Consider the following 20,645-nt stretch of genomic DNA (forward strand, 5'->3'; position numbering starts at 1 on the left):
CGCTGACCGGCCCCTTTGTCGGCGGACATCATATGATCACCGGCTCGACATCGGCCGACGGGCGACCGAACCGAGGCCGCCCCGAGACCGAGCCGCCGTCAGACCTCCACAGTTCCCGGAGAACTCCCGGGAAGATGATCCCGTATCCGGGATAGCATCACGGATATGGGAATCGACACCGCCGCCGACGAACGGCTGGCACAACGGCTCGCCGAGTTGCGGGTCGAACGCGGCTGGACGCTGGAGGAGTTGGCGCAGCTGGCCGACGTCAGCCGGTCCACCCTCTCCCGGGTGGAGCGGGCCGAGGTCAGCCCGACCGCCGCCCTGCTCGGGCGACTGTGCACCGTGTACGGGCGGACCATGTCCCGGCTGCTCGCCGAGGTGGAGTCCGGCCCCGCCCGGCTGGTCCGGGCCGGGGAACAGCAGCTCTGGCGCGACGAGGCCACCGGCTTCGTCCGCCGCTCGGTCTCCCCGCCGCACGGCTCGCTGCACGCCGAGATCGTCGAGGGCCGGCTCCCGGCCGGCGCCGACATCGCCTACGACCGCCCCTGCCTGCCCGGGCTGGAACACCACCTCTGGCTGTTCGACGGGCGGTTGGAGCTCACCCTGGACGGCGAGGCCGAACTGCTCGGCCCCGGCGACTGCCTGCGCTACGGCTCCGGCAGCATGCGCTTCCGCAGCCTCGGCCCCGGCGAGGCCCGCTACGCCCTGGTGGTGGTCGAGTCATGAGCACCGCCACCGGCCCGATACCGGAGCGGGCGGGCAAGCTCCGCTTCGACGCCGCCGGGCGCCGCGTCCTGCTGGTCTGCGTCGCGGGCGGCTTCACCACCCTGATCGACCAGTCCGTCCTGAACACCTCCATCCCCGCCCTGCGCGAGGCCCTGCACGCCCAGCCCGCCCACCTCCAGTGGATCGTCGCCGGGTTCTCGCTCGCCTTCGGCCTCGCGCTGATCCCCGGCGGACGCCTCGGGGACGTCAAGGGCCGCAAGTGGTTCTTCGTCACCGGCCTGGCCCTGTTCACCGCGGTCAGCCTGGTCTCCGCGACCGCCACCGCCCCGGAGGTGCTGATCGCCGCCCGGCTGCTCCAGGGCGTCGGCGCCGGACTGGTCAACTCCCAGATGATCGGCACCCTCCAGGACGTCTTCGACGGGCAGCTGCGCGCCCGCGCCCTCGGGATGTACGCCGTCACCGGCAGCCTCGCCTTCGCCCTCGGCCCGCCGGTCGGCGGCCTGGTCCTGGCGGCGGCCGGCCCCGAACTCGGCTGGCGGCTGACCTTCCTGCTCAACGTCCCGTTCGGCCTGGCGACCCTGCTGCTGGCCGTCCGGCACCTGCCCGCGCCCCGCCCGGCCACCCGGCACGCCGACCTCGACCTGCTCGGCCTGTTGCTGGTCGGCGCGCTCACCCTCGTCCTGATGCTGCCCTTCGTCCAACCGCCCGGCTGGGCCGGCTGGCTGGCCTTCGGGGTCGGCGCCCTGGCCCTGCTCGGCGCACTGGTCGGCTGGCAGCGCCGCTACGCCCGGACCGGCGGGCACCCGCTGATCCACCCCGCCCTCAGCCGCTCCGCCCCGTACGCGCTCGGCACGGCCACCGCGATGGCCCAGTTCGGCTCCTCGCTGGCCGCCTCGCTGGTGCTCACGATGTTCCTCCAGGACGGCCTGGGGCTGTCCCCGATGGGCGCCGCCCTGGTCTCGCTGCCCTCCGCGCTGGCCATGGCGACCGCCTCCGCGCTCGCCTGGCGGGTGGTGCAACGGCTCGGCCGGCGCACCGTCACCCTCGGGATGACCGGCTCCGCGCTCGCCATGCTGCTCAGCGGCGCCGTCGCGCACTGGGCCCCGGCCGCCGTGCTGCCCTGGCTGCTCGCCCTGCTCCAACTGCTCAGCGGCGCCTCGGTCGGCCTGATGGGCTCCACCAACCAGGCCTACGTGCTGCGCCACGCGCCCGCCGAGGCGGCCGGGGTCAGCGGGGCGATCCTGCAGATGGCGCAGCGGATCGCGGCGGCCGTCGCGGTCTCCGCACTGTCCGGGGTCTACCTGCGCGAGACGGCCGGGGGTGGCGGCCACCGCTCCGCCTACCTGGCGGCGAGCCTGGTCTGCGCGGCGGTGGCCGGACTCGCCGTGCTCGCCTCCGTGTTCGCCGGGCGGGCGACCGGGCCGGACCGCACCCCCGAGGACGCCGCTCCGGTGCGCCGAGGGCGAACGGCCGTCCGGTAGCGGCCGGTCGGCGCATACGGTGGGGTCCATGACGACAGTACGAACGGTGGAACTGCCCGGCGTCACGCTCGCCTACCGGGAGAGCGGACGCCCCGACGGCCCGCCGCTGGTGCTGCTGCACGCCCTCGGCGAGCGCGCCGCCGACTGGGACGCGGTGCTGCCCGACCTCGCCCCCGACCACCACGTGTACGCGCTCGACCTGCGCGGCCACGGCGACAGCGGCCGCACCGACCACTACGGCCTGGCCGAGCTGCGCGAGGACGTGCTCGCCTTCCTCGACGCGCTCGGCCTGGCCCGGGTCGACCTGGTCGGCCACTCGATGGGCGGCGTGGTCGCCTACCTGCTCGCCCAGGCCGCGCCCGAGCGGATCGACCGGCTCGTCCTGGAGGACATCGCCGCCCTGTACCCGCGCCCGTCGAGCGTGCCGCCCGAGGGCGCGGACGAACCGGCGCACTTCGACTGGGCGATGGTCCGGGCGATCAAGGCGCAGATCGACACCCCCGACCCGGCCTGGCGGGAGGGACTGGCCCGGATCACCGCCCGCACCCTGGTCGTCGCCGGCGGCCCCACCAGCCACATCCCGCAGGAGCGGGTCGCCGAACTCGCCCGGCTCGTCCCGGACTGCCGCCTGGTCACCATCGAGGCCGGGCACCTGGTGCACAGCACCCGGCCCGCCGAGTACGTCGCCGCCGTGGCGCCGTTCCTGGCGCGCTGAGCGACCCGTCCCGTCGGGTCGGCCTCAGCCGAAGACGATCGCGTTCCCGCTGTCCAGGCTGGCGCGGCAGGCCCGGTACAGCTGGTGCCAGGTGAAGACCTCCGGTTCGAAGGGGTCGTCCGCGGGCAGATCGGTCAACCGGGCGGACTCCGCCGGGCCGAGCGAGCCGTCGGCCGCCAGTCGGACACCGATGGCGGCGGCGAACCCCTGGAGTTCGGCGAGCAGGGCGGCGCTGGAACCCACCATGGCGCCCCCGGGCACGCCGGACTCCGCAGGCAGGAACAGCGGGTCCTCGTCCTCGAACTCCGCCGGTACGTAGTAGCCCTCGCAGTCGGAGTGGCAGAGCAGGTGCGAGTCGAACATGACCGTCTCGTCGTCGACCTGCTCCAGCTCCTCCTCGTACTGCTCCCGGCTCACCCCGCGCGCCCCGGTGACCGGCTCGCCCAGCCGGTGGAGCACGTACACCCGGCGCAGCCCGGACAGGTAGCTGTACGGGAAGCCCGCCGAGAAGACCGCGCCGTCACCCCCCGGCGCGGCCGGCTCCCGCCAGGCCACCCCCGCGGCCTCCAACGCCCGGTGCAGCACCTCGGCGTCGTCCCGCATCTCCGGGGAACCGAGCGTCCCCACACTGATCGACAGTCCCATGACCCTGCAACCTAGTACCGCCCTACGACAACGGAGGTCAGACCCCCTGCTCGGCGGGCAGCCGTCCGCTGCGCACCGCCGCCAGCAGCTCGGCGTGGTCGGCCTCGGTGCGGTCCGCGTAGGCGACGGCGAAGGCGGCGACCGCCTCGTCCAGTGCCTCGTTCTTGCCGCAGTACCCGGCGAGCAGGCCCGGGTCGGCGGTGTGGGCGTGCGCCCGGGCGAGCAGCGCGCCGGTGATCCGGGCGTAGTCGTCCAGCTGGCCCGACAGCAGCGCGGCCGGGTCGACGCTGCCCTTGCGGTTGCGGAACTGCCGCACCTGGTAGGGGAGTCCGTCCACGGTCGTCCACCCGAGCAGGGTGTCGCTGACCACCTGCATGTGCTTCTGGCCGCGCACCACGCGCCGCCCCTCGTGCTCCTGCGGCCGCGACCCCCGGCCGCCGTCCAGGTACGGCAGCAGGACGGACGGCCGGGCCTCCTTCACCTGGAGCACCAGCGGCTGGTCCCGGTGGTCGGTGAGCAGCACGACGTACGAGCGGGTGCCGACGCTGCCGGTGCCGACCACCCGGAAGGCCACGTCCTGCACCCGGTACCGGGACAGCAGGGTGCGCACCTCGGCGGGCACCGTCGCCACGTACGGGCCCAGTGCCCCGGCCACCGCCTGGGCGGTCGCGTCGGTGACCTCGGTGAGCACCGGCGGAGCGGCCGCGAAGCGCCAACCGCCGTCCGCGGTCCGGGTGGTGCTGCGGGCGGCGAACCGGGCGCTGGTGTTGCCGAGGGCCTTCGCGCCGACCTTGCGCAGCACCTCGGCGAGGTCGTGCGCCTCGGTGAAGGACACCAACTGCTCGTCCGCCACGGCGTTCCAGGCGTCCAGGGCGGGCAGCTTGGCGAGGGTGCGCATGGTGCGCCGGTAGGAGCCGGCCGCGTGCGCGGCGGCGTCCCGGGCGGTGGTCTCGCTCGCCCCGGTCTCCCGCCCGGCCAGCACCAGGCTGGTGGCCAGCCGCTTGAGGTCCCACTCCCAGGGGCCGGGCACGGTCTCGTCGAAGTCGTTGATGTCCATGACCAGTTGGCCGCGGGCGTCGCCGTACAGGCCGAAGTTCGCCGCGTGGGCGTCCCCGCACAGCTGCGCGGTGACGCCGGTCACCGGCGTGCCCGCCAGGTCGGCGGCCATCAGCCCGGCCGACCCGCGCAGGAAGGCGAACGGGGTGGCGGCCATCCGGCCCACCCGGATCGGCACCAGCCCGGGGATCCGGCCCGCGTTGGAGGCCTCGATCGCCGCCACGGCGGTGGGCCGGTCGGGCGCGGGCGCGAACTCCGCGTGCCGCTCCCGGGGGACGCGTTCCCGCAGGGCCTTGCCCTGCTCGCGGGCCCGCTGCGCCCGGCCGTCCGGGCCGGTCGCGAATCCGGGGACGCCGAACTGTCGCCGTGCCGTGCTGCTTCCGTTCTCCGCCACTGTCCCCGCCCCGCCCGCCTTGCTCGAACTCCCGCCCGTGACCTGCACGGATGGCTTGCCAGGGGGAGTGACGTCCGGGGCGGCGCGGTGGTTCCCGGGGCCGGTGGGCCCGGTGGGGCCCGCCGCGCCGCGCGGACGTCCCAGGCCTTACCGTGGGGCGGATGACAGAGCTTCGGAACGGCCTGACGGTACGGCTGCCCGCCGTCGGGGCCGCGCTGGTGACGGTGGCGGCGGGCCTGGGCGTGCGCGCCGTGCTCACCGGTGAGGTGGCCAAGTACGCGGGCGACGCGCTCTACACCGTGCTGGTGTACGCCCTGGTGGTGCTGGTTGTGCCCCGGGTGCGCCCGGTGCGGGCCGCCCTGGTGGCGGCCGCGGTGAGCTGGGCGGTGGAGCTGTTCCAGGCCACCGGCCTGCCGGACGCCTGGGGGCGGCACAGCGCGCTGGTGCACCTGGTGCTCGGGTCGACCTTCAACCCGCCGGACCTGTTCTGGTACCTGGTCGGCGCGGCGGCTGCCGCGCTGCTGCACCGGGCGCTGTGGGCCGGTCGGACCGGCCGAGTCGCAGCGCCCGGCGCAAATGCCTGACGGAGCATCAGTACTGACGGTGCATCAGTGTTGACGGTACGTCAGATCTGACGGGGTGTCAGAGCGGCAGCAGGTCGGGGCGCTTGGCCTCCACGTGGTCGCCCGAGGACTCCCCGCGCAGGCGCCGGCCGACCCAGGGGATCAGGAACTCCCGCGCCCACTGGAGGTTCTCCCGCCGCTGGTCGGCGGGGGTGAGCGCGCGGGCGGTCGGCCACGGGGCCTCCGGGTCGTCCTGGGTGCGCAGGCCGAGGGAGCGGGCGGCCAGCAGGGCGACCCGCTGGTGGCCCTCGGGGGAGAGGTGCAGCCGGTCCTCGCTCCAGGCCCGGCGGTCCTGCACCGCGCGCAGCGACCACAGGTCGGCGACCTTGCAGTCGTAGCGGTCGGCGACGGCCCGCATGTGGCCGTTGTAGGTGGCGATCTTGCCGCGCAGGTGCTTGATCAGCGGCACCTCGCGGGTGTCGAAGCCGGTGCAGATCAGCACCGTCCCGGCGTTCTCGGCGAGTTGGGCGACGGCGGCCTCGAAGCGGACGGCCACCTCGTCCGGGTCGCTGCCGGGCCGGAGGATGTCGTTGCCGCCGGCGCAGAAGGTGACCAGGTCGGGCTGGAGCCGGCGGACCTGCGGCACCTGCTCGGCCACGATCTGGTCCAACAGCCGCCCCCGCACTGCCAGGTTGGCGTAGCGGAACCCGCCCGGCGGCCGCCCGTCGGAGAGCAGCCCGGCCAGGCGGTCGGCCCAGCCGGCGAACGCGCCGTCGGCACCGGGGTCGTTCAGGCCCTCGGTGAAGCTGTCCCCGAGGGCGGCGTACGAACTGAGGTCAAGGGTCTCCTGGAGGTTCGGCATGAAAGAGATAGTTCACCCATTCAAGTGACCTACGCCACCGTAGGTGAGCCTGGCGGAACGTGAGATGGGCCACGTACGCTCTACGGCCCCGTCCGGGCGGCAGAGCGGCCGGTCCGGCAAAGCACAAGGTCCGCTCCCCCTTCCGCTTTCCGGCGCGCCCGGACGATGCTCGAAGGACGGCGCGCCGCTCCGGCCGCCGTACCTTCCTTGGGGGAGCACCGGCCATGAACAGCTCCGAGCACTGGACCGTCGACGACCGCTGCACCAACTGCGACGTCGCCCGGCAGCTCGCGCCCGACCTGATCCGGGAGCGCGACCGCAAGTCCGAGCTGGTCCGCCAGCCGCGCGACGAGGCCGAGCGCCGCCAACTGCTCGCCGCCGCCCACGCCTGCCCGACCCGTTCCATCCGCCCCGGCGACGGCCCGCTCGACCGGGCCACCGACCCCTTCCCGCTGGCCCTCGACGAGGCCGGCGAGGTGCTGCTGCTGGGCCACAACTCCCGGCGGACCGCGGGTGCCACCGCCTACCTCTGCCGCCGCCCCCACGGCTGGGCGATGATCGACACGCCCCGCTGGAGCGAGGCCCTCGCGGCCCGCTACGAGGCGCTCGGCCCGGTCACCGACGTCCTGCTCACCCACCGCGACCACGCGGCGCACGGCCGCGCCTACGCCGACCGGCTGGGTGCCCGGCTCTGGATTCACGAGGGCGACCTCGCCGCGGCCCCGGACGCCGACCGGGTGCTGCGCGGCACCGACCCGGTGGAGGTCTCGCCCGGCCTGGTCGCCCACCCCTTCCCCGGCCACACCCGCGGCAGTGTGCTGTACGTCGCCGACGAGCGGTACTGCTTCACCGGCGACAGCCTGTACTGGTCCCGCACCAACCGGGACATCGAGGTACAGGAGGCGGTGACCTGGTACTCGATCGAGGAGCAGGCGGCCTCGCTGGAGCGCAGCCTGGACGCGCTGCGCTTCGAGTGGCTGCTGCCCGGCCACGGCGACAAGCACCGGATGCCCGCCGAGGAAGCGGACCGCCGACTGCGCGCCCTCGCCGTTCGGGCCCGGGCACTGCGGACCGAGCCGGTGGACTTCGCCGCGGTGCGCTGGTGACCGGTCCGGCCCGCCCGGTGAGCCGATCCGGTCCGGCCCGCCGGTGAGCCGACTCGGGCAGTCGGTGACCGGCCCGGCCCGCCGGTCCGTGCGCCGGGGCTCGCGCCGGGTGCGCGGGGGGTTGCGCCCGCCGGGGGCGCCCGCGCGGGTGTGCGAGCGGGGATCGCGGGGCAGCCGCCTGAGCAGCGACCCGCAGCTCCGCACCCGAACTCCCCGCGATCCTAGGACGGTTGAGCAATGCCCACGCACACCCCGGCACGTACGGCGCGGCCCCGGCGCTACCTGATGTGCCGGCCGACGTACTTCACGGTGGACTACGCGATCAACCCGTGGATGGACCCGGCGCAGCCCACCGACACCGCGCTCGCCGTCCGCCAGTGGGAGCGACTGCACCGCACCTTCCGCCGCCTCGGCCACACCGTCGAGCTGATCGACCCGGTGCCCGGCCTGCCCGACATGGTCTACGCCGCCAACGGGGCGACCGTCCTGGACGGCCGGGCCCTGGTGGCGACCTTCCGACACCAGGAGCGGGCCGCCGAGTCCGAGGCCTACCAGTCCTGGTTCCGGCTGCACGGCTACCGCGCGGTGCGCCGCGCCGGGTACGTCAACGAGGGCGAGGGCGACCACCTGGTGGTCGGGCGCCGGGTGCTCGCCGGTACCGGCTTCCGCACCTCGCGGGCCGCCCACGCCGAGGCGGAGGAACTGTTCGGCGTCCCCGTCGTCAGCCTGACCCTGGTCGACCCGCGCTTCTACCACCTGGACACCGCACTGGCCGTGCTCTCCGACGACCACGTCATGTACTACCCGGAGGCCTTCGACGCCCACAGCCGCTCCGTGCTGCGCACCCTCTTCCCGGACGCGATCCTCGCCGACCGGGCCGACGCCGAGGTGTTCGGACTGAACGCGGTCTCGGACGGCCGCCGGGTGCTGCTCCCGGACACGGCCAAGAACCTGGCCGGCCGGCTCGCCGAGGAGGGCTACGAGCCGATCCCGGTGGACGTCTCCGAGCTGCTCAAGGGCGGCGGCGGGGCGAAGTGCTGCACCCTGGAGCTCAGGCTCTGACCGCACCCGGGCGCCGGAAGCGCCGGCGGCCCGCCCGTGGCCGTACCGGGCGGGCCTCCGGCGCCCGGTGAACCCGGACGCCGTGGGACGTCAGGCGCCCAGCCAGAGGTCCGGCCCGAACACCTCGTAGTGGATGTCCGCCGCCGGGACGCCCGCCGCGAGCAGTTGGCCGCGCACGGCGCGCAGGAAGGGTAGCGGTCCGCACAGGTAGGCGGTGGTGCCGGCCGGGACCTCGACGGTCGACAGGTCGACCAGGCCGGTGCGCTCGGCCGGCCAGTCGCCGAGCGGCCGCTCGTAGAAGACGTGGGCGTCGGCGTCGGCGAGCCGGGCGGTCAGCTGCTCCAGGTCGGCGCGGAAGGCGTGGCTGAGCTGGTCGCGGTCGCCGTGCACCGAGACGATGCGTCGGGTGGAGCCGGTGGCGGCGAGGTGGTCGAGCATCGCCGTCATCGGGGTGTTGCCGATGCCGGCGGAGGCGAGCAGCACCGGGCCGTCGCCGTCGGCGAGGCTGATGTCGCCGAGCGGAGGCGCCAGTTCGACGGTGTCGCCGGCGTGCAGGTGGTCGTGCAGGTGGCCGGAGACCTCGCCGCCGGGCTCGCGCTTGACGCTGAACCGCAGGGCGCCGTCGGCTCCGCCGGACAGGCTGTACTGGCGGATCTGGTGGGCGCCGTCGGCGAGGCGGGTGCGCACCGAGACGTACTGGCCGGGGCGGGAGGCAGGGGCGGGGCGGCCGTCGGCCGGGCGGACTAGGTAGCTGGTCACGGTCGAGGTCTCCTGGTGGCGGGCGATCACCGTGTACGTGCGCCACAGGTCGGCCGGGTCGCCGCTGGCCGCGGCCTCGGCGCGCAGCCGGTCCTCGATCGCGATCAGCGCGTTGGCCATCAGCCAGTACACCTCGTCCCAGGCGGCGGCGACCTCGGGGGTGACGGCCTCGCCGAGCACCTCGACGATCGCCGCGAACAGGTGCTCGCGGACGATCTTGTACTGGGCGCTCTCGATGCCGACCGAGACGTGCTTGTGGGCGATCCGGGCGAGCATCGCGTCCGGCCGCCGGTCGGGGTGGGCGATCAGCGCGGAGGCGAAGGCGGCTATCGAGCCGGCCAGCGCCTCGCGCTGGGTGCCGTTGGCCTGGTTGCCCCGGTTGAACAGGTCGCGCAGCAACTCGGGGTGGGCGGCGAACAGCCGGTCGTAGAAGCGCGGGGTGATGTCACCGATCGCGCCGCCCACGACGGGCAGGGTGGCCTCGACGACCTCGGCGGACTTCGCGGACAGCATCAGAGGAGCTCCTGACGGGTAGCTGAGAACTGGTATCTGAGACTCTTATTTAATGCCGTGGGCGCCGACCGACCCCTCGGGGGCGGGGTCAGTCGGCGGGTCGGGTGGTGAGGGCGAGCAGGACCGGTCCGGTGGGGGAGGCCACCAGCTGGTCGATGCTGAGCGGGTCGAGCGCGGCGAAGAACGCCTCCTGGGCGGTGCGCAGCGCCCCGCGCAGCCGGCAGGCGGCCCGCAGCGGGCACGGCGGGTCGTCCTCGCAGCCGACCACGTCGCCGACGCCCTCCAGTTCGCGCAGCAGCAGGCCGAGCGAGCCGGTCCGCCCGGCGAAGGTGATCATCAACCCGCCGCCGCGTCCGCGCCGGGCTTCCACCACCCCGAGGTGCTGCAGCCTGCTCACCACCTTGGCCGCGTGGGTGTACGGCACGCCGACCGACTCGGCCACCTCGCGGGTGGTCGGGTTCTCGCCCTCGCCGATCACGGCGAGCCGCATGGCGATGCGGAGGGCGATGTCGGTGCTCTTGGTCAGCCTCACGTTCGAAACGCTATCGAATGCGACTCCAGAACTCCAATTTCCCGCACGAGGCGATCCGGCGGTGACCCCGACCCCGGCGGTGACATCGACCGCGATCCCGGCCGCGACCCGAGCGCATCCCGGTCGAATCTGAACAGTTGGCGACATTACCGATCAACTCCTGACGTGCCGTCACCACCCGATCTACGCTTCGCAGCGGCTCCGGAGCCAGATCCCTTCGGCACCACCCTTCACCACCTCCCCCTGGTTCGACCTCCCCTGGAGAATCCGTGAGATCACCGCGCGCACCCCGGCGCACCTGGACGGCCGTGGCGGCGATATCCGCAGCCACGGCCGCGCTGCTCTCCCAGCCCGCCACCGCCGAGGCCGCCGCGCCCCCGCCGACCGTGGCGGCCCACGTGCCGGTGGCGCCCTACCCGGCCGGTGTGGCGCTCACTCCGGACGGCGCCCGGGCCTACCTGACCAGCCAGAGCACCGGCACGGTCAGCGTGCTCGACACCGCGAGCCGGACGGTGACCGGCAGCTTCACCGCCGGCACCGGCTCGTACGCGGTCGCCGTCTCACCCGACGGCAAGCACGCCTACCTGACCCACCACCTGGACAACGCGGTCAGCGTCGTGGACACCGCGAGCGGCACCGTCACCGCGACCGTCCCGGTCGGCGTCCAGCCCTGGGGCCTGGCGCTCTCGCCGGACGGCTCCCGCGCCTACGTCAGCAACGCCGGGGCCGGCACCGTCAGCGTGCTGGACACCGCGAGCGGCACCGTCGCCGCCACCGTCCCGGTCGGGGCCGAGCCGCACGGGCTCGCCGTCTCGCCCGACGGCAAGCGGCTGTACGTCGCCGCCTCCGGCGCCAAGGCGGTGAACGTGGTCGACACCGCGAGCAACGCGGTGAGCGCCACCGTCGCGGTCGGCCACAGCGCCTTCGGCCTGGCGCTCAGCCCCGACGGCAGCCGGCTGTGGGCCGCCGACGGGGACGACGCCACGGCCGCCGTGCTCGACACCGGCGCCAACACCCTGGTCGGCACCGTCACCGTCGGCAACGGCCCCTATTCGGTGGCCCTCGCCCCGGACGGCTCCACCGCCTACGTCTCCAACTACGCCGACAACACGCTGAGCGTCATCGACGCGGCCAGCCGGACCGTCACCGCGACCGTCCCGGTGGGCGCCAGTCCGTACACCCTGGCGCTGAGCGCCGACGGGCGGCGCGGCTACCTCGCCGACTTCACCGGCGACGCCGTCGACGTGCTGAACTTCCCGCTGCCGGTGCCGGCGGTGACCGGGATCAGCCCGAACGGCGGCTCCGGGGTGGGCGGCACCACGGTGACCATCGCCGGCACCGACCTGAACGGCGCCACCGCCGTCACCTTCGGCGCGGCCGGCCCGGCCACCTCGTTCAGCTGCACGAAGACCAGCTGCACCGCGACCGCCCCCGCCACCACGGTGACCGGCCCGGTCGACGTCCAGGTCACCACGCCCGGCGGCACCAGCGCCGCCGTCGCCGCCGACCGCTTCGGCTACACCGCGCCCAGCGCCCACCTGGCCGTCGCGCTCACCGCGACCCCGGTCACCGACCTGCTCTCCGGCCGGGTCGACTACACCGTCACCCTCACCAACCAGGGCCCGGACCCGATCACGGCGGCCACCGTCGCCGCGGCCCTGCCCACCGGCCTGACCAGCACCTCGACCGACTGCACGGTCGCGGCGGGCAAGCTCACCTGCACGCTGGCCGCCCCGCTCGCCAAGGGCGCCAGCACCACCCGGCACTTCTCCGTCCGGGTCGGCGCGCTGAGCCTGGTCACCTCCTGGGACGTCACCGTGGCCCGCACCGCAGGCGCCCCCGCCGACCCGTCGCCCGCCACCAGCAAGGCGACCCGCAGCTGCACCTCCGTCCTCGGCCTGCTGATCACCTGCCGCTGATCACCTACCGCTGATCACCTGCCGCTGAACACCTACCGCTGATCACCTGCCGCTGGGCGCCCCCTCGGAGGCCCCGTCCGGTCCGCCGGGCGGGGCCTCTCCCGTGCCCGCTCCCGCCCTCCCTTCTGGACTATGTGTCCGGATCGGACGTACAGTCCATCCATGCCTGCCGAAACCCCCGACCCACGCGTGCGGACCTGGTCGCCGGTCTGCCGCGCGGTCGCCCAGCTGCTGGGGCCGTACGCCGAGGTGGTCCTGCACGACACCGCCACCGACCGGGTGCTGGCCATCTGGAACCCGCTGACCCCCCGCGCGCCCGGCGACCCGTCCCTGCTCGGCGAGCTGGACGAACTGGACCCTTCGGCCCCGGACGTCTACGGGCCGTACGAGAAGCTGCTGCCGGACGGCCGGCGGCTCTCCTCGGTCAGCGCGGTGCTGCGGGACGACGCCGGCCGGCCCTCGGCGGTGCTCTGCGTCAACCTGGACCGCGGCCCGCTGGACCAGGCCGCCGCCCTGCTGTCCAACTTCGCCGCCCCCACCGCCCCCCGCCCCGAGCCGCTGTTCGAACGCGACTGGACGGAGCGGATCAACGACGTGGTCGGCGGCCACGTCCGCGCCCAGGGCCGTCCGCTGGAGCGCTTCACCCGCGAGGACCGGCTCGCCGTGCTGCGCGAACTGGACGCGGCCGGGGTGTTCGCCGTCCGCCGCGCCGTCCCCGCCGTGGCCGTGGCGCTGCGGATCTCCCGCTCCACCGCCTACGCCCTGCTCGCCGAGCTCAAGCACCCCGCCGTGCCCAGGAAGAACTGAGGAGCCCCCGATGACCCAGCTGCCCGACTTCCGGCTCGAAACCTACTTCACCCGTTGGGAGTTCACCGCCCGACACCACCTCACCGCCTCCGACGCCCAGACCATGACGATGGCCGAACTCCTCGCCCTGGCCGGCCCGGAGGACCGCGAGGCCTGGGACACCCTGGCGCTCGGCTACACCGAGTCCTTCGGCGACCCGGGCCTGCGGCAGGCGATCGCCGGGATGTACGAGCGGGTCGACGCGGACGACGTGATCTGCTTCGGCGGCGCCCAGGAGGGGATCAACCTCGCCATGCAGGTGCTGCTGGAGCCGGGCGACCACGCGGTGGTGGTGACCCCCAACTACCAGTCGGCGGAGACCATCCCGCTCTCGCTCTGCGAGGTCACCGGCGTCGCCCTGGACGAGCGGCAGGACTGGGCGCTCGACCTGGACGCGGTCGAGGCGGCGCTGCGCCCGAACACCAAGGTGCTCTCGGTCAACTTCCCCAACAACCCGACCGGCACCCTGATCGACGCCGCCGACCTCGCCCGGCTCGCCGAACTCTGCGAGGAGCGCGGCATCCGGCTGTTCTCCGACGAGGTCTACCGCGGCCTGGAACGCGACCCGGCCCGCATCCTGCCGCAGGCCGCCGACCTCTCGGCCACCGCGCTCTCGCTCAACGTGACCTCCAAGTCGCTCGGCCTGCCCGGCCTGCGGATCGGCTGGATCGCCTGCCGGGACCGCGAGCTGCGCACCCGGCTGGAGCGGGCCAAGCACTACACCACCATCTGCAACTCCGCCCCGAGCGAGGTGCTGGCCCGGATCGCGATCACCGCCCGGGAGGGGATCCTCGCCCGCAACCGGGCGATCATCGCGGCGAACCTGCCGCACTTCGACGCCTTCTTCGCCGAGTTCCCCGAACTCTTCGACTGGCGCGCCCCGGACGGCGGCTGCGTGGCCTACCCGCGCTACCTCGGACCGGACGGCGTGGAGGACTTCTGCACCGCGCTGGTCGAGCAGGCCGGCGTGCTGCTGATGCCCGCGAGCATGTTCCGCTCCGAGCTCACCCCCACCCCGGCCGACCGCTTCCGGATCGGCGTCGGCCGACGTGACCCGGGCCCGGCGCTGGAGGCCTTCGCCGACTGGCTGCGCAAGCGCTGAGCCGCCCCGCCCCGCCGGCGACGGCCCGGGCGGGAGGCACGCGGGCGCGGGAGGCGTGCGGGCGGGGGCGGCCGGGCGGATACGGCGCAGGGCCGGGACACCGAATCGGTGTCCCGGCCCTGCGCCGCAGGTGACCGCAGGGGTCAGAGCTTCTGCCAGGCCGGCTTGGCCGCGTAGGTGTCGCGGAAGTAGTCGGCGAGCTTGAGGCGGGAGGCGGCGGCCTCGTCCACCACCACGGTGGCGTGCGGGTGCAGCTGCAGCGCCGAGGCGGGGACGACGGCGGCCAGCGGGCCTTCGACGGCCAGCGCGACGGCCTCGGCCTTGGCCTCGCCGGTGGCCAGCAGCACCAGGTGGCGGGCCTCCAGGATGGTGCCGATGCCCTGGGTGATGACGTGGTGCGGGACCTCGTCGATGCTGTCGAAGAACCGGGCGTTGTCGACCCGGGTCTGCCGGGTCAGGGTCTTGATCCTGGTCCGGGAGGAGAGCGAGGAGCAGGGCTCGTTGAAGCCGATGTGGCCGTCCGTGCCGATGCCGAGGATCTGCAGGTCCACGCCGCCGGCCTCGGCCAGCGCGCGGTCGTAGGCGGTGGCGGCCGCGGCGATGTCGGCGGCGTTGCCGTCCGGGCCCAGGAAGGACTCCTCGGTCAGGCCGAGCGGCTCCACGACCTCCTTCAACACCACCGAGCGGTAGGACTCCGGGTGGCCGGCCGGCAGGCCGACGTACTCGTCCAGCTGGCAGATGCGCGCCCGGGAGGCGTCCAGGCGGCCGTCGCGGACCCGCTCGGCGAGGGCCTGGTAGATCGGCAGCGGGGTCGAGCCGGTCGCGACGCCGAGCAGGGCCTCGGGCTTGCCGGTCAGCAGATCGGTGATCGCCGCGGCGATGAGTTCGCCGGCCGCTGGGGCGTCAGGGACGATCACGATTTCCATACTGGGTCCACCGTTCTGAGGCGAGGCTGAGGTCTAGACCTCCGAGGTCTAGACCAGTTTGCCGTGAACGGGGCCCCCAGGTCCACCCGGGGCCGGTCTCCGGGCCGGATGTTCTGCCTGGTGGGGGCTTTCCGGTGCCCGGGCCATCCGGGCCACCCGGGCCGCCCGAGGGGGCGGGAAAGGCCGGGAAGTCCGGGAAGCCCGAGGAGCCGGGGCCCGAAGGCCCCGGCTCCCGGCGCCCGGAGGTCCGGGCTGCCCTGTCTTACGGAGGTGTCCTTCCTGGCGGCGCCCCTCCGGCGGCCGATCGGGGTCCGGCCGGCCGGAGCGGAGCGCGCCGGATCAGAACGGGTTGGTACAGGTGGTCACCTGCTTGGCGGCGTCCAGCGCCGGGCCGGCGGTGGCGCAGATGATGCGGGGGGCGGTGGCGGTGACCTTGGGGGTGACGGCCTGGGCGGAGCCGAGTCGGACGGTCGTCGCACTGGCGACCGTCTCCCACGGGCTGCCCCAGGCCTGCTGGGTGCGCACCTCTACCTGAACCATCGTCAACTGGGTGGGGTCCGCGTTGACCTGGGCGATGCCGACGATGCCTTCACCGTCGGCCTGGTGCGTGATGCAGGGGCGGTTGAGCACCGTGGCGCAGGCCGCGGTGCCGGCCTCGGACGTCGCCGTGGCGGCCACGGCGGGGGCGGCCGACAGCCCGGCGATCCCTGCCACCGTCATCATCACGGCTGCAATCCGAGTGCGCATGATACGAACCTCCTTGGAAATAAAGGGAATCTCACTTCTTGAGATGAGTCTTGCACACATCATGAGATCGGCAAGTGTGCGTTGCGTCACACCCATGGTGACGGTTCAACTACTGGCTGCAATCGTTCGCCGGATGTTCAGCACACGGACAAGTCGCGTCCTGACGGATGATCAGTCGGTCCGCAGCGCCCACGGCTTTCGCCAAGTTCCCGACCTGCAAGGGTTCGTGGCCGATCGCGCCCGCGGCCGGGGTCCCGCTCGGGGTGGCGGGAGGCCGGGAGGAGTCCCGTCGGTGCGGCGGGGGAGGGTCGGAACGGTCCGGGGCCCGGTTCCCCGTACTCCGGGTCCGCCGCTTTGACCAGGCCTTGAACCACCCTTTTATCGAAAGCGATCGTCCGGGCCCCGGCCCGCCCCGCCCTTCGTTCGGGCCCCTTCACCCGTCCGGGTAAGTGCCTTGCCTCCGGGGCGAATCGGACGGATACCATCGAACCGATCCCACGGAGGTGGCGGCGTGGCCACGGTCATCGTGCAACTACCCGGCCAGAGGCCGGAGTCGGCGCCCGGCACGGCGCCCGCACTGCTGCGGATGGGCCCCGGTGAGACCGCGGTGTTCGGCCGCGGCGAGCCCGCCCGGCCCGTCCCCATCCCGCTGCCCGACCAGGGCGTCTCCCGCCGGGCCGGCGAAGTGGTCGCCGCCGAGGACTACTGGCTGCTGTCCAACTTCTCCACCACCGCCACCTACGTGGTGGAGAACCTCGAAGGGGCGGGGGAGCACGTCAAGGTCGCCCCCGGCCGGCTCGGCGCACCCGTCCCCTTCGAACTCTCCCGGGTCCTGCTGCCCGCCCTCGGCGAGCCCGCCGCCTTCAAGGTCTTCGCCCCGCAGCACTCCTACCTGGACGGCCACTCCGCCGGCGCGGACGGCGAACGCACCGTCAGCCCCTTCGCCCTGGACCCGACCGCCAAGTACTTCCTGGTGCTGCTCGCGCTCTGCGAACCCCGGCTGCGCTCGCCCTCCGCCGCCGCCGTCCCCGGGGCGACCGAGGTGCTGGCCCGGCTGCGCGCCCTGCCCACCTGCCACGGGCTGACCCGCTCGGCGGTGAACTACCACATCGACTACCTGGTCGGCGCCAAACTGCGGCTGCGCGAGCCCTACGAGGAGGGCCCGGCCGGGGGCAAGCGCGAGGAACTGGTCGCCCTGGCCCTGCGCTTCGACCTCGTCCGGGAGGAGCACCTCTCGCTGCTGCCGCCCCGGCGCCCGGCCACCCGGCCGTGACCCCGGCCGACCCACCGGGGCCACCCCCCGGTTCACGGCCGCCCTTCGAGGTCCCCCCGGGCTACCTCCTGGCCGGCTACCGCACCGGCGCCTTCCTCGGCGCGGGCGCCTGGGGCAGCGTCTACGCCGCCGAGGGCCCGGACGGCACCCCGGCCGCCGTCAAGCTGCTCGGACCGGCCCGCTCCAGCCCCGGCCAGCGCCGTACGGCGGCCCAGATGGCCGCCGGGGAACTGCGGTTCAGCCGCCGCGCCGACCACCCCCACCTGATCCGCACCCTCGCCGTGGTCACCGTCGACGACCCCGGCCGCCCCGAACTGGACGGCGCCGTCGCGCTGGTGATGGAACGCGCCGCCCGCAGCCTCCAGGACCTGCTCGCCACCGCGCGCCCCGGCCGGGCCGTCCCCGGTGCCGAGCGGATCCTCGCCGAGGTGTGCGCCGGACTGACCCACATGCACCGGGCCGGCTGGGTGCACGGGGACCTCAAACCGGCCAACATCCTGCTGATGCCCGACGGCACCGCCAAGATCGCCGACTTCGGCCTGACCGCCGAGCTGGAGGGCACCCACGCCTACGCCCCGCCGCTCGGCTCACCCGACCACGTCCCGCCCGAATGGTGGTCCGAGCGCACCGGCGCGCGCGGGGTCGCGGTGCGCCCCAGCGCCGACGTCTGGGCCTTCGGGGTGATCGCCCACCAGCTGCTCACCGGCGGGCTGCACCCCTTCCTCGGCGCCACCGCCCGGGCCCGCTCGCTCGCCGCCCAGGCGTACGCGCGCGGCGCGGCCCCGCTGCGGCCGGACCAGGCACTGCCCGCCCGCTGGCGGCCCGTGGTGGCGGCCTGCCTGGCCCCGGACCGGGAGGAGCGCGCCCGCACCGACCTGGCCGCCCTGGTGGCCCGGGCCGGCGCCCGGCCGGCCGCCCGCCGCCGGGTGCTGCGGGCCGGCCTCGGCGTGCTGGCCTGCACGGCCGTCCTGCTCGCGCTCACCGGCGGCCCCGAGCCGGTCGGCCGGGGCGGGCCGGGCGGCCACCGCGCCGCACCGCTGCCCGGGGCGATCCCGGCCGGCTCCGACGTCCCGCTCGCCTACCGGGGCATGGTCGAGGACGCCGCCCGGCGCTGCCCGGAGCCGGAGGTCACCCCCGTCCTGCTGGCCGCCATGCTCAAGGCGGAGAGCGGCTTCGACCCGAACGCGGCCCGCCCGGAGACCGGCGAGTACGGCATCGCGATGTGGACGCCCGCGGTCTTCGAGGCCTGGGCCAAGGCCGCCAGCCACCCCGGGCCGAAGTCCTACCTGGACCCGGGCGACGCGATCGCCGCGATGGGCAACTACGTCTGCTGGCTCGACCAGCAGCTCAAGCGGCAGGGCTTCACCCGCGACCTGCCCGCGCTGGTCGCCGCCGCCTACCGGACCAGCGACAAGACCGTGACGGCCGCCGGGGGTGTTCCGGAGCGGGTCCGGCCGCACGTCGACAAGGTGCTTCGGTACCTCGCCGACTACGGCGGGTGAGCGGACGTATCGGGATGAGTTGTGCCACATCCACCCGTATCCCGGCGCGGGCACCCGGGCGACCGGCCTCCGGTCTGGGATCCTCGGGCGCATGATCACGAAGCTCCGCGCGGCCTCCGCGCAGTGGACCGTCGTCGTCCCGGTGGCGGCGTTCGTCGTCCTCGCCCTCACCTGGCACGAGGACCTGCCCGGCTGGGTGGTCGGCGTCGTCGCCGTGTTCCTGGTGGGGGCGGTGCTGGCCGCCGTGCACCACGCCGAGGTGATCGCGCACTGGACCGGGGAGCCGTTCGGATCGCTGGTGCTCGCGGTCGCCGTCACGGTGATCGAGGTCGCGCTGATCGTGACGCTGATGGCCGACGGCGGGGACAAGTCCTCGACCCTCGCCCGGGACACCGTGTTCGCCGCCGTGATGATCACCTGCAACGGGATCATGGGCCTGTCCATCATCGTGGCCGCGGTCAAGTACCGCACCGCCGTCTTCAACGCCGAGGGCACCGGCACCGCGCTCGCCTGCATCGCCACCCTGGCCACGCTCAGCATGGTGCTGCCGACCTTCACCACCAGCACCCCGGGCCCGCAGTTCTCCACCACCCAGCTGACCTACGCGGCCATCGCCTCGCTGGTGGTGTACGGGCTGTTCGTGACCACCCAGACCCTGCGGCACCGGGACTACTTCCTGCCCGTCACCCCGGAGGGCAAGGTCCGCCGGGAGGAGGACGAGGAGGACCACGCGACCCCGCCCACCGTCCGCGCCGCCGGGACGAGCATGCTGCTGCTCGCCGTCTCGCTGGTCTCGGTGGTCGGCCTGGCCAAGGGCGTCTCGCCGACCATCGAGTCCGCGGTGGAGAGCGCCGGACTGCCGCACGCCGTGGTCGGCGTGGTGATCGCCCTGATGGTGCTGCTGCCGGAGACCATCGCGGCGCTGCGCTCGGCCGTGCGCAACCGGGTGCAGACCAGCCTCAACCTGGCCCTCGGCTCGGCGCTCGCCAGCATCGGCCTGACCATCCCGGCGGTCGCGATCGCCTCGGTCTGGCTCTCCGGCCCGCTCGTCCTCGGCCTCGAACCCTCGCACCTGGTGTTGCTGACCCTGACGGTCGTGCTCGGCACCCTGACCGTCATCCCGCGCCGGGCGACCCTGCTCCAGGGCGCGCTGCACCTGGGAGTGCTGGCGGAGTTCGTGGTGCTGGCGGTGAATCCGTGACGGGAGTGAACCACTGAGGCCCCTGTGGCCGTGGAGATGAACGGAAGCCCCTGGCACGTCCCCCCGTGCGGTCAGGGGCTTCCGTCGTCCCCGCCCCTGATCAGGGACGAACTCCGGCCCGCCGACGGACGTCGACGGGCCGGGCGCTTCGGTGCCGCGGCTCGGACGCGGCACCGCGGCCGCCCGGAGGGCTCGGACCCCCGGGGACCGGCGTACCGGGGTGCCTCAGGCGGAGGTGCGGCGACGGCGGGTGGAGACCACCGCGCCCGCGCCGGCGACCAGCAGGGCGGTGCCGGCGCGGGCGTACAGCAGGGTGCCGTCGCTACCGGTGGTGGCCGGCTTCTTGCCGTCGGCGGCCGCGCCCGGGATCGGGGTCGGGACGCTGACCTTGGCCGGCACGACCAGCGGCCGGCTCGGGCTGACCTTGCTGCCGTCCCCGGGGTGCACCGGGACGGTGGCGGTCGGCGGGGTGGACGGGCCGGCGCTCGGCACGGTGCTCGGGCCGCCGCTCGGGGCGCCGCTCGGGACCTCGGCGCCCGGAGTGGTCGGCGCGGGGGTCTTCGCGGGCTCGGTGGCCGGAGCGGTGGCCGAGTGCGACGGCGCCGGGGTGTGCGACGGGCTGGTGCTCGGCACGGCGGTCGGCTTGCCGGTCGGGGCCGGGGTCTGCCCGCCGCAGTCGACTTTGAAGACCTTCTGCTTGGGGTTGCTGACG

The 20,645-nt window shown here is 74.4% G+C and carries 20 protein-coding genes; 12 read left to right on the plus strand and 8 right to left on the minus strand.

What is annotated here, in order from left to right; all coding sequences use genetic code 11:
• The first annotated feature begins 165 nt into the window (after positions 1-165).
• From ACFV8H_RS09510 to ACFV8H_RS09520, 3 genes are read left to right on the plus strand one after another with little or no spacing between them, the layout of a single operon-like run.
• Positions 166-729 carry a helix-turn-helix domain-containing protein gene (locus ACFV8H_RS09510; protein WP_380397947.1) on the plus strand — a complete coding sequence of 188 codons (564 nt, stop codon included), beginning with the start codon at positions 166-168 and terminating at the stop codon, positions 727-729.
• On the plus strand, positions 726-2,210 hold the full coding sequence (locus tag ACFV8H_RS09515; RefSeq protein WP_380397949.1) for an MFS transporter: 1,485 nt from the start codon (positions 726-728) through the stop codon (positions 2,208-2,210). Before ACFV8H_RS09510 ends, ACFV8H_RS09515 begins: the two co-directional genes overlap by 4 nt.
• Before the next feature lie 28 nt (positions 2,211-2,238).
• Complete coding sequence (locus ACFV8H_RS09520) at positions 2,239-2,925, plus strand: alpha/beta fold hydrolase (protein ID WP_380397951.1); 687 nt, start codon at positions 2,239-2,241, stop codon at positions 2,923-2,925.
• A gap of 24 nt (positions 2,926-2,949) precedes the next feature.
• Here ACFV8H_RS09520 and ACFV8H_RS09525 read toward each other — a convergent pair whose 3' ends face one another.
• Together ACFV8H_RS09525 and ACFV8H_RS09530 are read right to left on the minus strand one after the other, a co-directional pair.
• A complete protein-coding gene (locus ACFV8H_RS09525) occupies positions 2,950-3,570 on the minus strand; it encodes a hypothetical protein (protein ID WP_380397953.1) in 621 nt (206 codons plus the stop codon).
• A gap of 37 nt (positions 3,571-3,607) precedes the next feature.
• On the minus strand, positions 3,608-5,020 hold the full coding sequence (locus tag ACFV8H_RS09530; RefSeq protein ID WP_380397955.1) for a DUF2252 domain-containing protein: 1,413 nt from the start codon (positions 5,018-5,020) through the stop codon (positions 3,608-3,610).
• Between the two features lie 161 nt (positions 5,021-5,181).
• Here ACFV8H_RS09530 and ACFV8H_RS09535 point away from each other — a divergent pair, with 161 nt between their 5' ends.
• Positions 5,182-5,604, plus strand: coding sequence for a DUF2809 domain-containing protein (locus tag ACFV8H_RS09535; RefSeq protein ID WP_380397957.1), 423 nt, complete (start codon positions 5,182-5,184; stop codon positions 5,602-5,604).
• Positions 5,605-5,662: 58 nt separating this feature from the next.
• On the opposite strand, the gene ACFV8H_RS09540 is transcribed toward ACFV8H_RS09535, so the two are convergent.
• A complete protein-coding gene (locus tag ACFV8H_RS09540) occupies positions 5,663-6,445 on the minus strand; it encodes an SGNH/GDSL hydrolase family protein (protein WP_375886702.1) in 783 nt (260 codons plus the stop codon).
• A 224-nt stretch (positions 6,446-6,669) separates the two neighbouring features.
• On the opposite strand from ACFV8H_RS09540, the gene ACFV8H_RS09545 reads away from it, so the two are divergent.
• Positions 6,670-7,551 carry an MBL fold metallo-hydrolase gene (locus ACFV8H_RS09545; protein WP_380397958.1) on the plus strand — a complete coding sequence of 294 codons (882 nt, stop codon included), beginning with the start codon at positions 6,670-6,672 and terminating at the stop codon, positions 7,549-7,551.
• A gap of 237 nt (positions 7,552-7,788) precedes the next feature.
• On the plus strand, positions 7,789-8,613 hold the full coding sequence (gene ddaH, locus ACFV8H_RS09550; protein WP_380397960.1) for a dimethylargininase: 825 nt from the start codon (positions 7,789-7,791) through the stop codon (positions 8,611-8,613).
• 90 nt (positions 8,614-8,703) lie between these two features.
• On the opposite strand, the gene ACFV8H_RS09555 is transcribed toward ddaH, so the two are convergent.
• Both ACFV8H_RS09555 and ACFV8H_RS09560 read right to left on the minus strand, forming a co-directional pair.
• Positions 8,704-9,885, minus strand: coding sequence for a globin domain-containing protein (locus tag ACFV8H_RS09555; protein ID WP_380397962.1), 1,182 nt, complete (start codon positions 9,883-9,885; stop codon positions 8,704-8,706).
• 88 nt (positions 9,886-9,973) lie between these two features.
• Positions 9,974-10,417, minus strand: coding sequence for an RrF2 family transcriptional regulator (locus tag ACFV8H_RS09560; RefSeq protein WP_380397963.1), 444 nt, complete (start codon positions 10,415-10,417; stop codon positions 9,974-9,976).
• Between the two features lie 269 nt (positions 10,418-10,686).
• Between ACFV8H_RS09560 and ACFV8H_RS09565 the strand changes: the two genes are divergently transcribed.
• The 3 genes from ACFV8H_RS09565 (at position 10,687) to ACFV8H_RS09575 (ending at position 14,284) form a co-directional block, all read left to right on the plus strand.
• The gene (locus tag ACFV8H_RS09565) at positions 10,687-12,336 is read left to right on the plus strand and encodes a beta-propeller fold lactonase family protein (protein ID WP_380397965.1); all 1,650 of its coding nucleotides are present in this window, start codon (positions 10,687-10,689) and stop codon (positions 12,334-12,336) included.
• A gap of 162 nt (positions 12,337-12,498) precedes the next feature.
• Positions 12,499-13,143 carry a transcriptional regulator gene (locus ACFV8H_RS09570; RefSeq protein WP_380397967.1) on the plus strand — a complete coding sequence of 215 codons (645 nt, stop codon included), beginning with the start codon at positions 12,499-12,501 and terminating at the stop codon, positions 13,141-13,143.
• Positions 13,144-13,153: 10 nt separating this feature from the next.
• Positions 13,154-14,284, plus strand: coding sequence for an aminotransferase class I/II-fold pyridoxal phosphate-dependent enzyme (locus ACFV8H_RS09575; protein WP_380397969.1), 1,131 nt, complete (start codon positions 13,154-13,156; stop codon positions 14,282-14,284).
• A 143-nt stretch (positions 14,285-14,427) separates the two neighbouring features.
• Here the strand turns inward: ACFV8H_RS09575 and nagB are convergent, their stop codons facing one another.
• Together nagB and ACFV8H_RS09585 are read right to left on the minus strand one after the other, a co-directional pair.
• On the minus strand, positions 14,428-15,210 hold the full coding sequence (gene nagB / locus ACFV8H_RS09580) for a glucosamine-6-phosphate deaminase (RefSeq protein WP_375886721.1): 783 nt from the start codon (positions 15,208-15,210) through the stop codon (positions 14,428-14,430).
• Between the two features lie 339 nt (positions 15,211-15,549).
• Complete coding sequence (locus ACFV8H_RS09585) at positions 15,550-15,957, minus strand: hypothetical protein (RefSeq protein WP_380397971.1); 408 nt, start codon at positions 15,955-15,957, stop codon at positions 15,550-15,552.
• Between the two features lie 511 nt (positions 15,958-16,468).
• Between ACFV8H_RS09585 and ACFV8H_RS09590 the strand changes: the two genes are divergently transcribed.
• The 3 genes from ACFV8H_RS09590 to ACFV8H_RS09600 all read left to right on the plus strand — a co-directional run bounded on the left by ACFV8H_RS09590 (position 16,469) and on the right by ACFV8H_RS09600 (position 19,933).
• A complete protein-coding gene (locus ACFV8H_RS09590; protein ID WP_380397973.1) occupies positions 16,469-17,230 on the plus strand; it encodes a serine/threonine protein kinase in 762 nt (253 codons plus the stop codon).
• On the plus strand, positions 17,227-18,732 hold the full coding sequence (locus ACFV8H_RS09595) for a serine/threonine-protein kinase (RefSeq protein ID WP_380397975.1): 1,506 nt from the start codon (positions 17,227-17,229) through the stop codon (positions 18,730-18,732). Before ACFV8H_RS09590 ends, ACFV8H_RS09595 begins: the two co-directional genes overlap by 4 nt.
• A gap of 91 nt (positions 18,733-18,823) precedes the next feature.
• The gene (locus tag ACFV8H_RS09600) at positions 18,824-19,933 is read left to right on the plus strand and encodes a calcium:proton antiporter (protein WP_380397977.1); all 1,110 of its coding nucleotides are present in this window, start codon (positions 18,824-18,826) and stop codon (positions 19,931-19,933) included.
• Positions 19,934-20,158: 225 nt separating this feature from the next.
• Here ACFV8H_RS09600 and ACFV8H_RS09605 read toward each other — a convergent pair whose 3' ends face one another.
• Positions 20,159-20,566 carry a hypothetical protein gene (locus tag ACFV8H_RS09605; RefSeq protein WP_380397979.1) on the minus strand — a complete coding sequence of 136 codons (408 nt, stop codon included), beginning with the start codon at positions 20,564-20,566 and terminating at the stop codon, positions 20,159-20,161.
• Positions 20,567-20,645: the final 79 nt, after the last annotated feature.

This window comes from Kitasatospora sp. NPDC059827 (genome assembly GCF_042731675.1).
In the GTDB taxonomy this organism is placed as follows: Bacteria; Actinomycetota; Actinomycetes; order Streptomycetales; family Streptomycetaceae; genus Kitasatospora.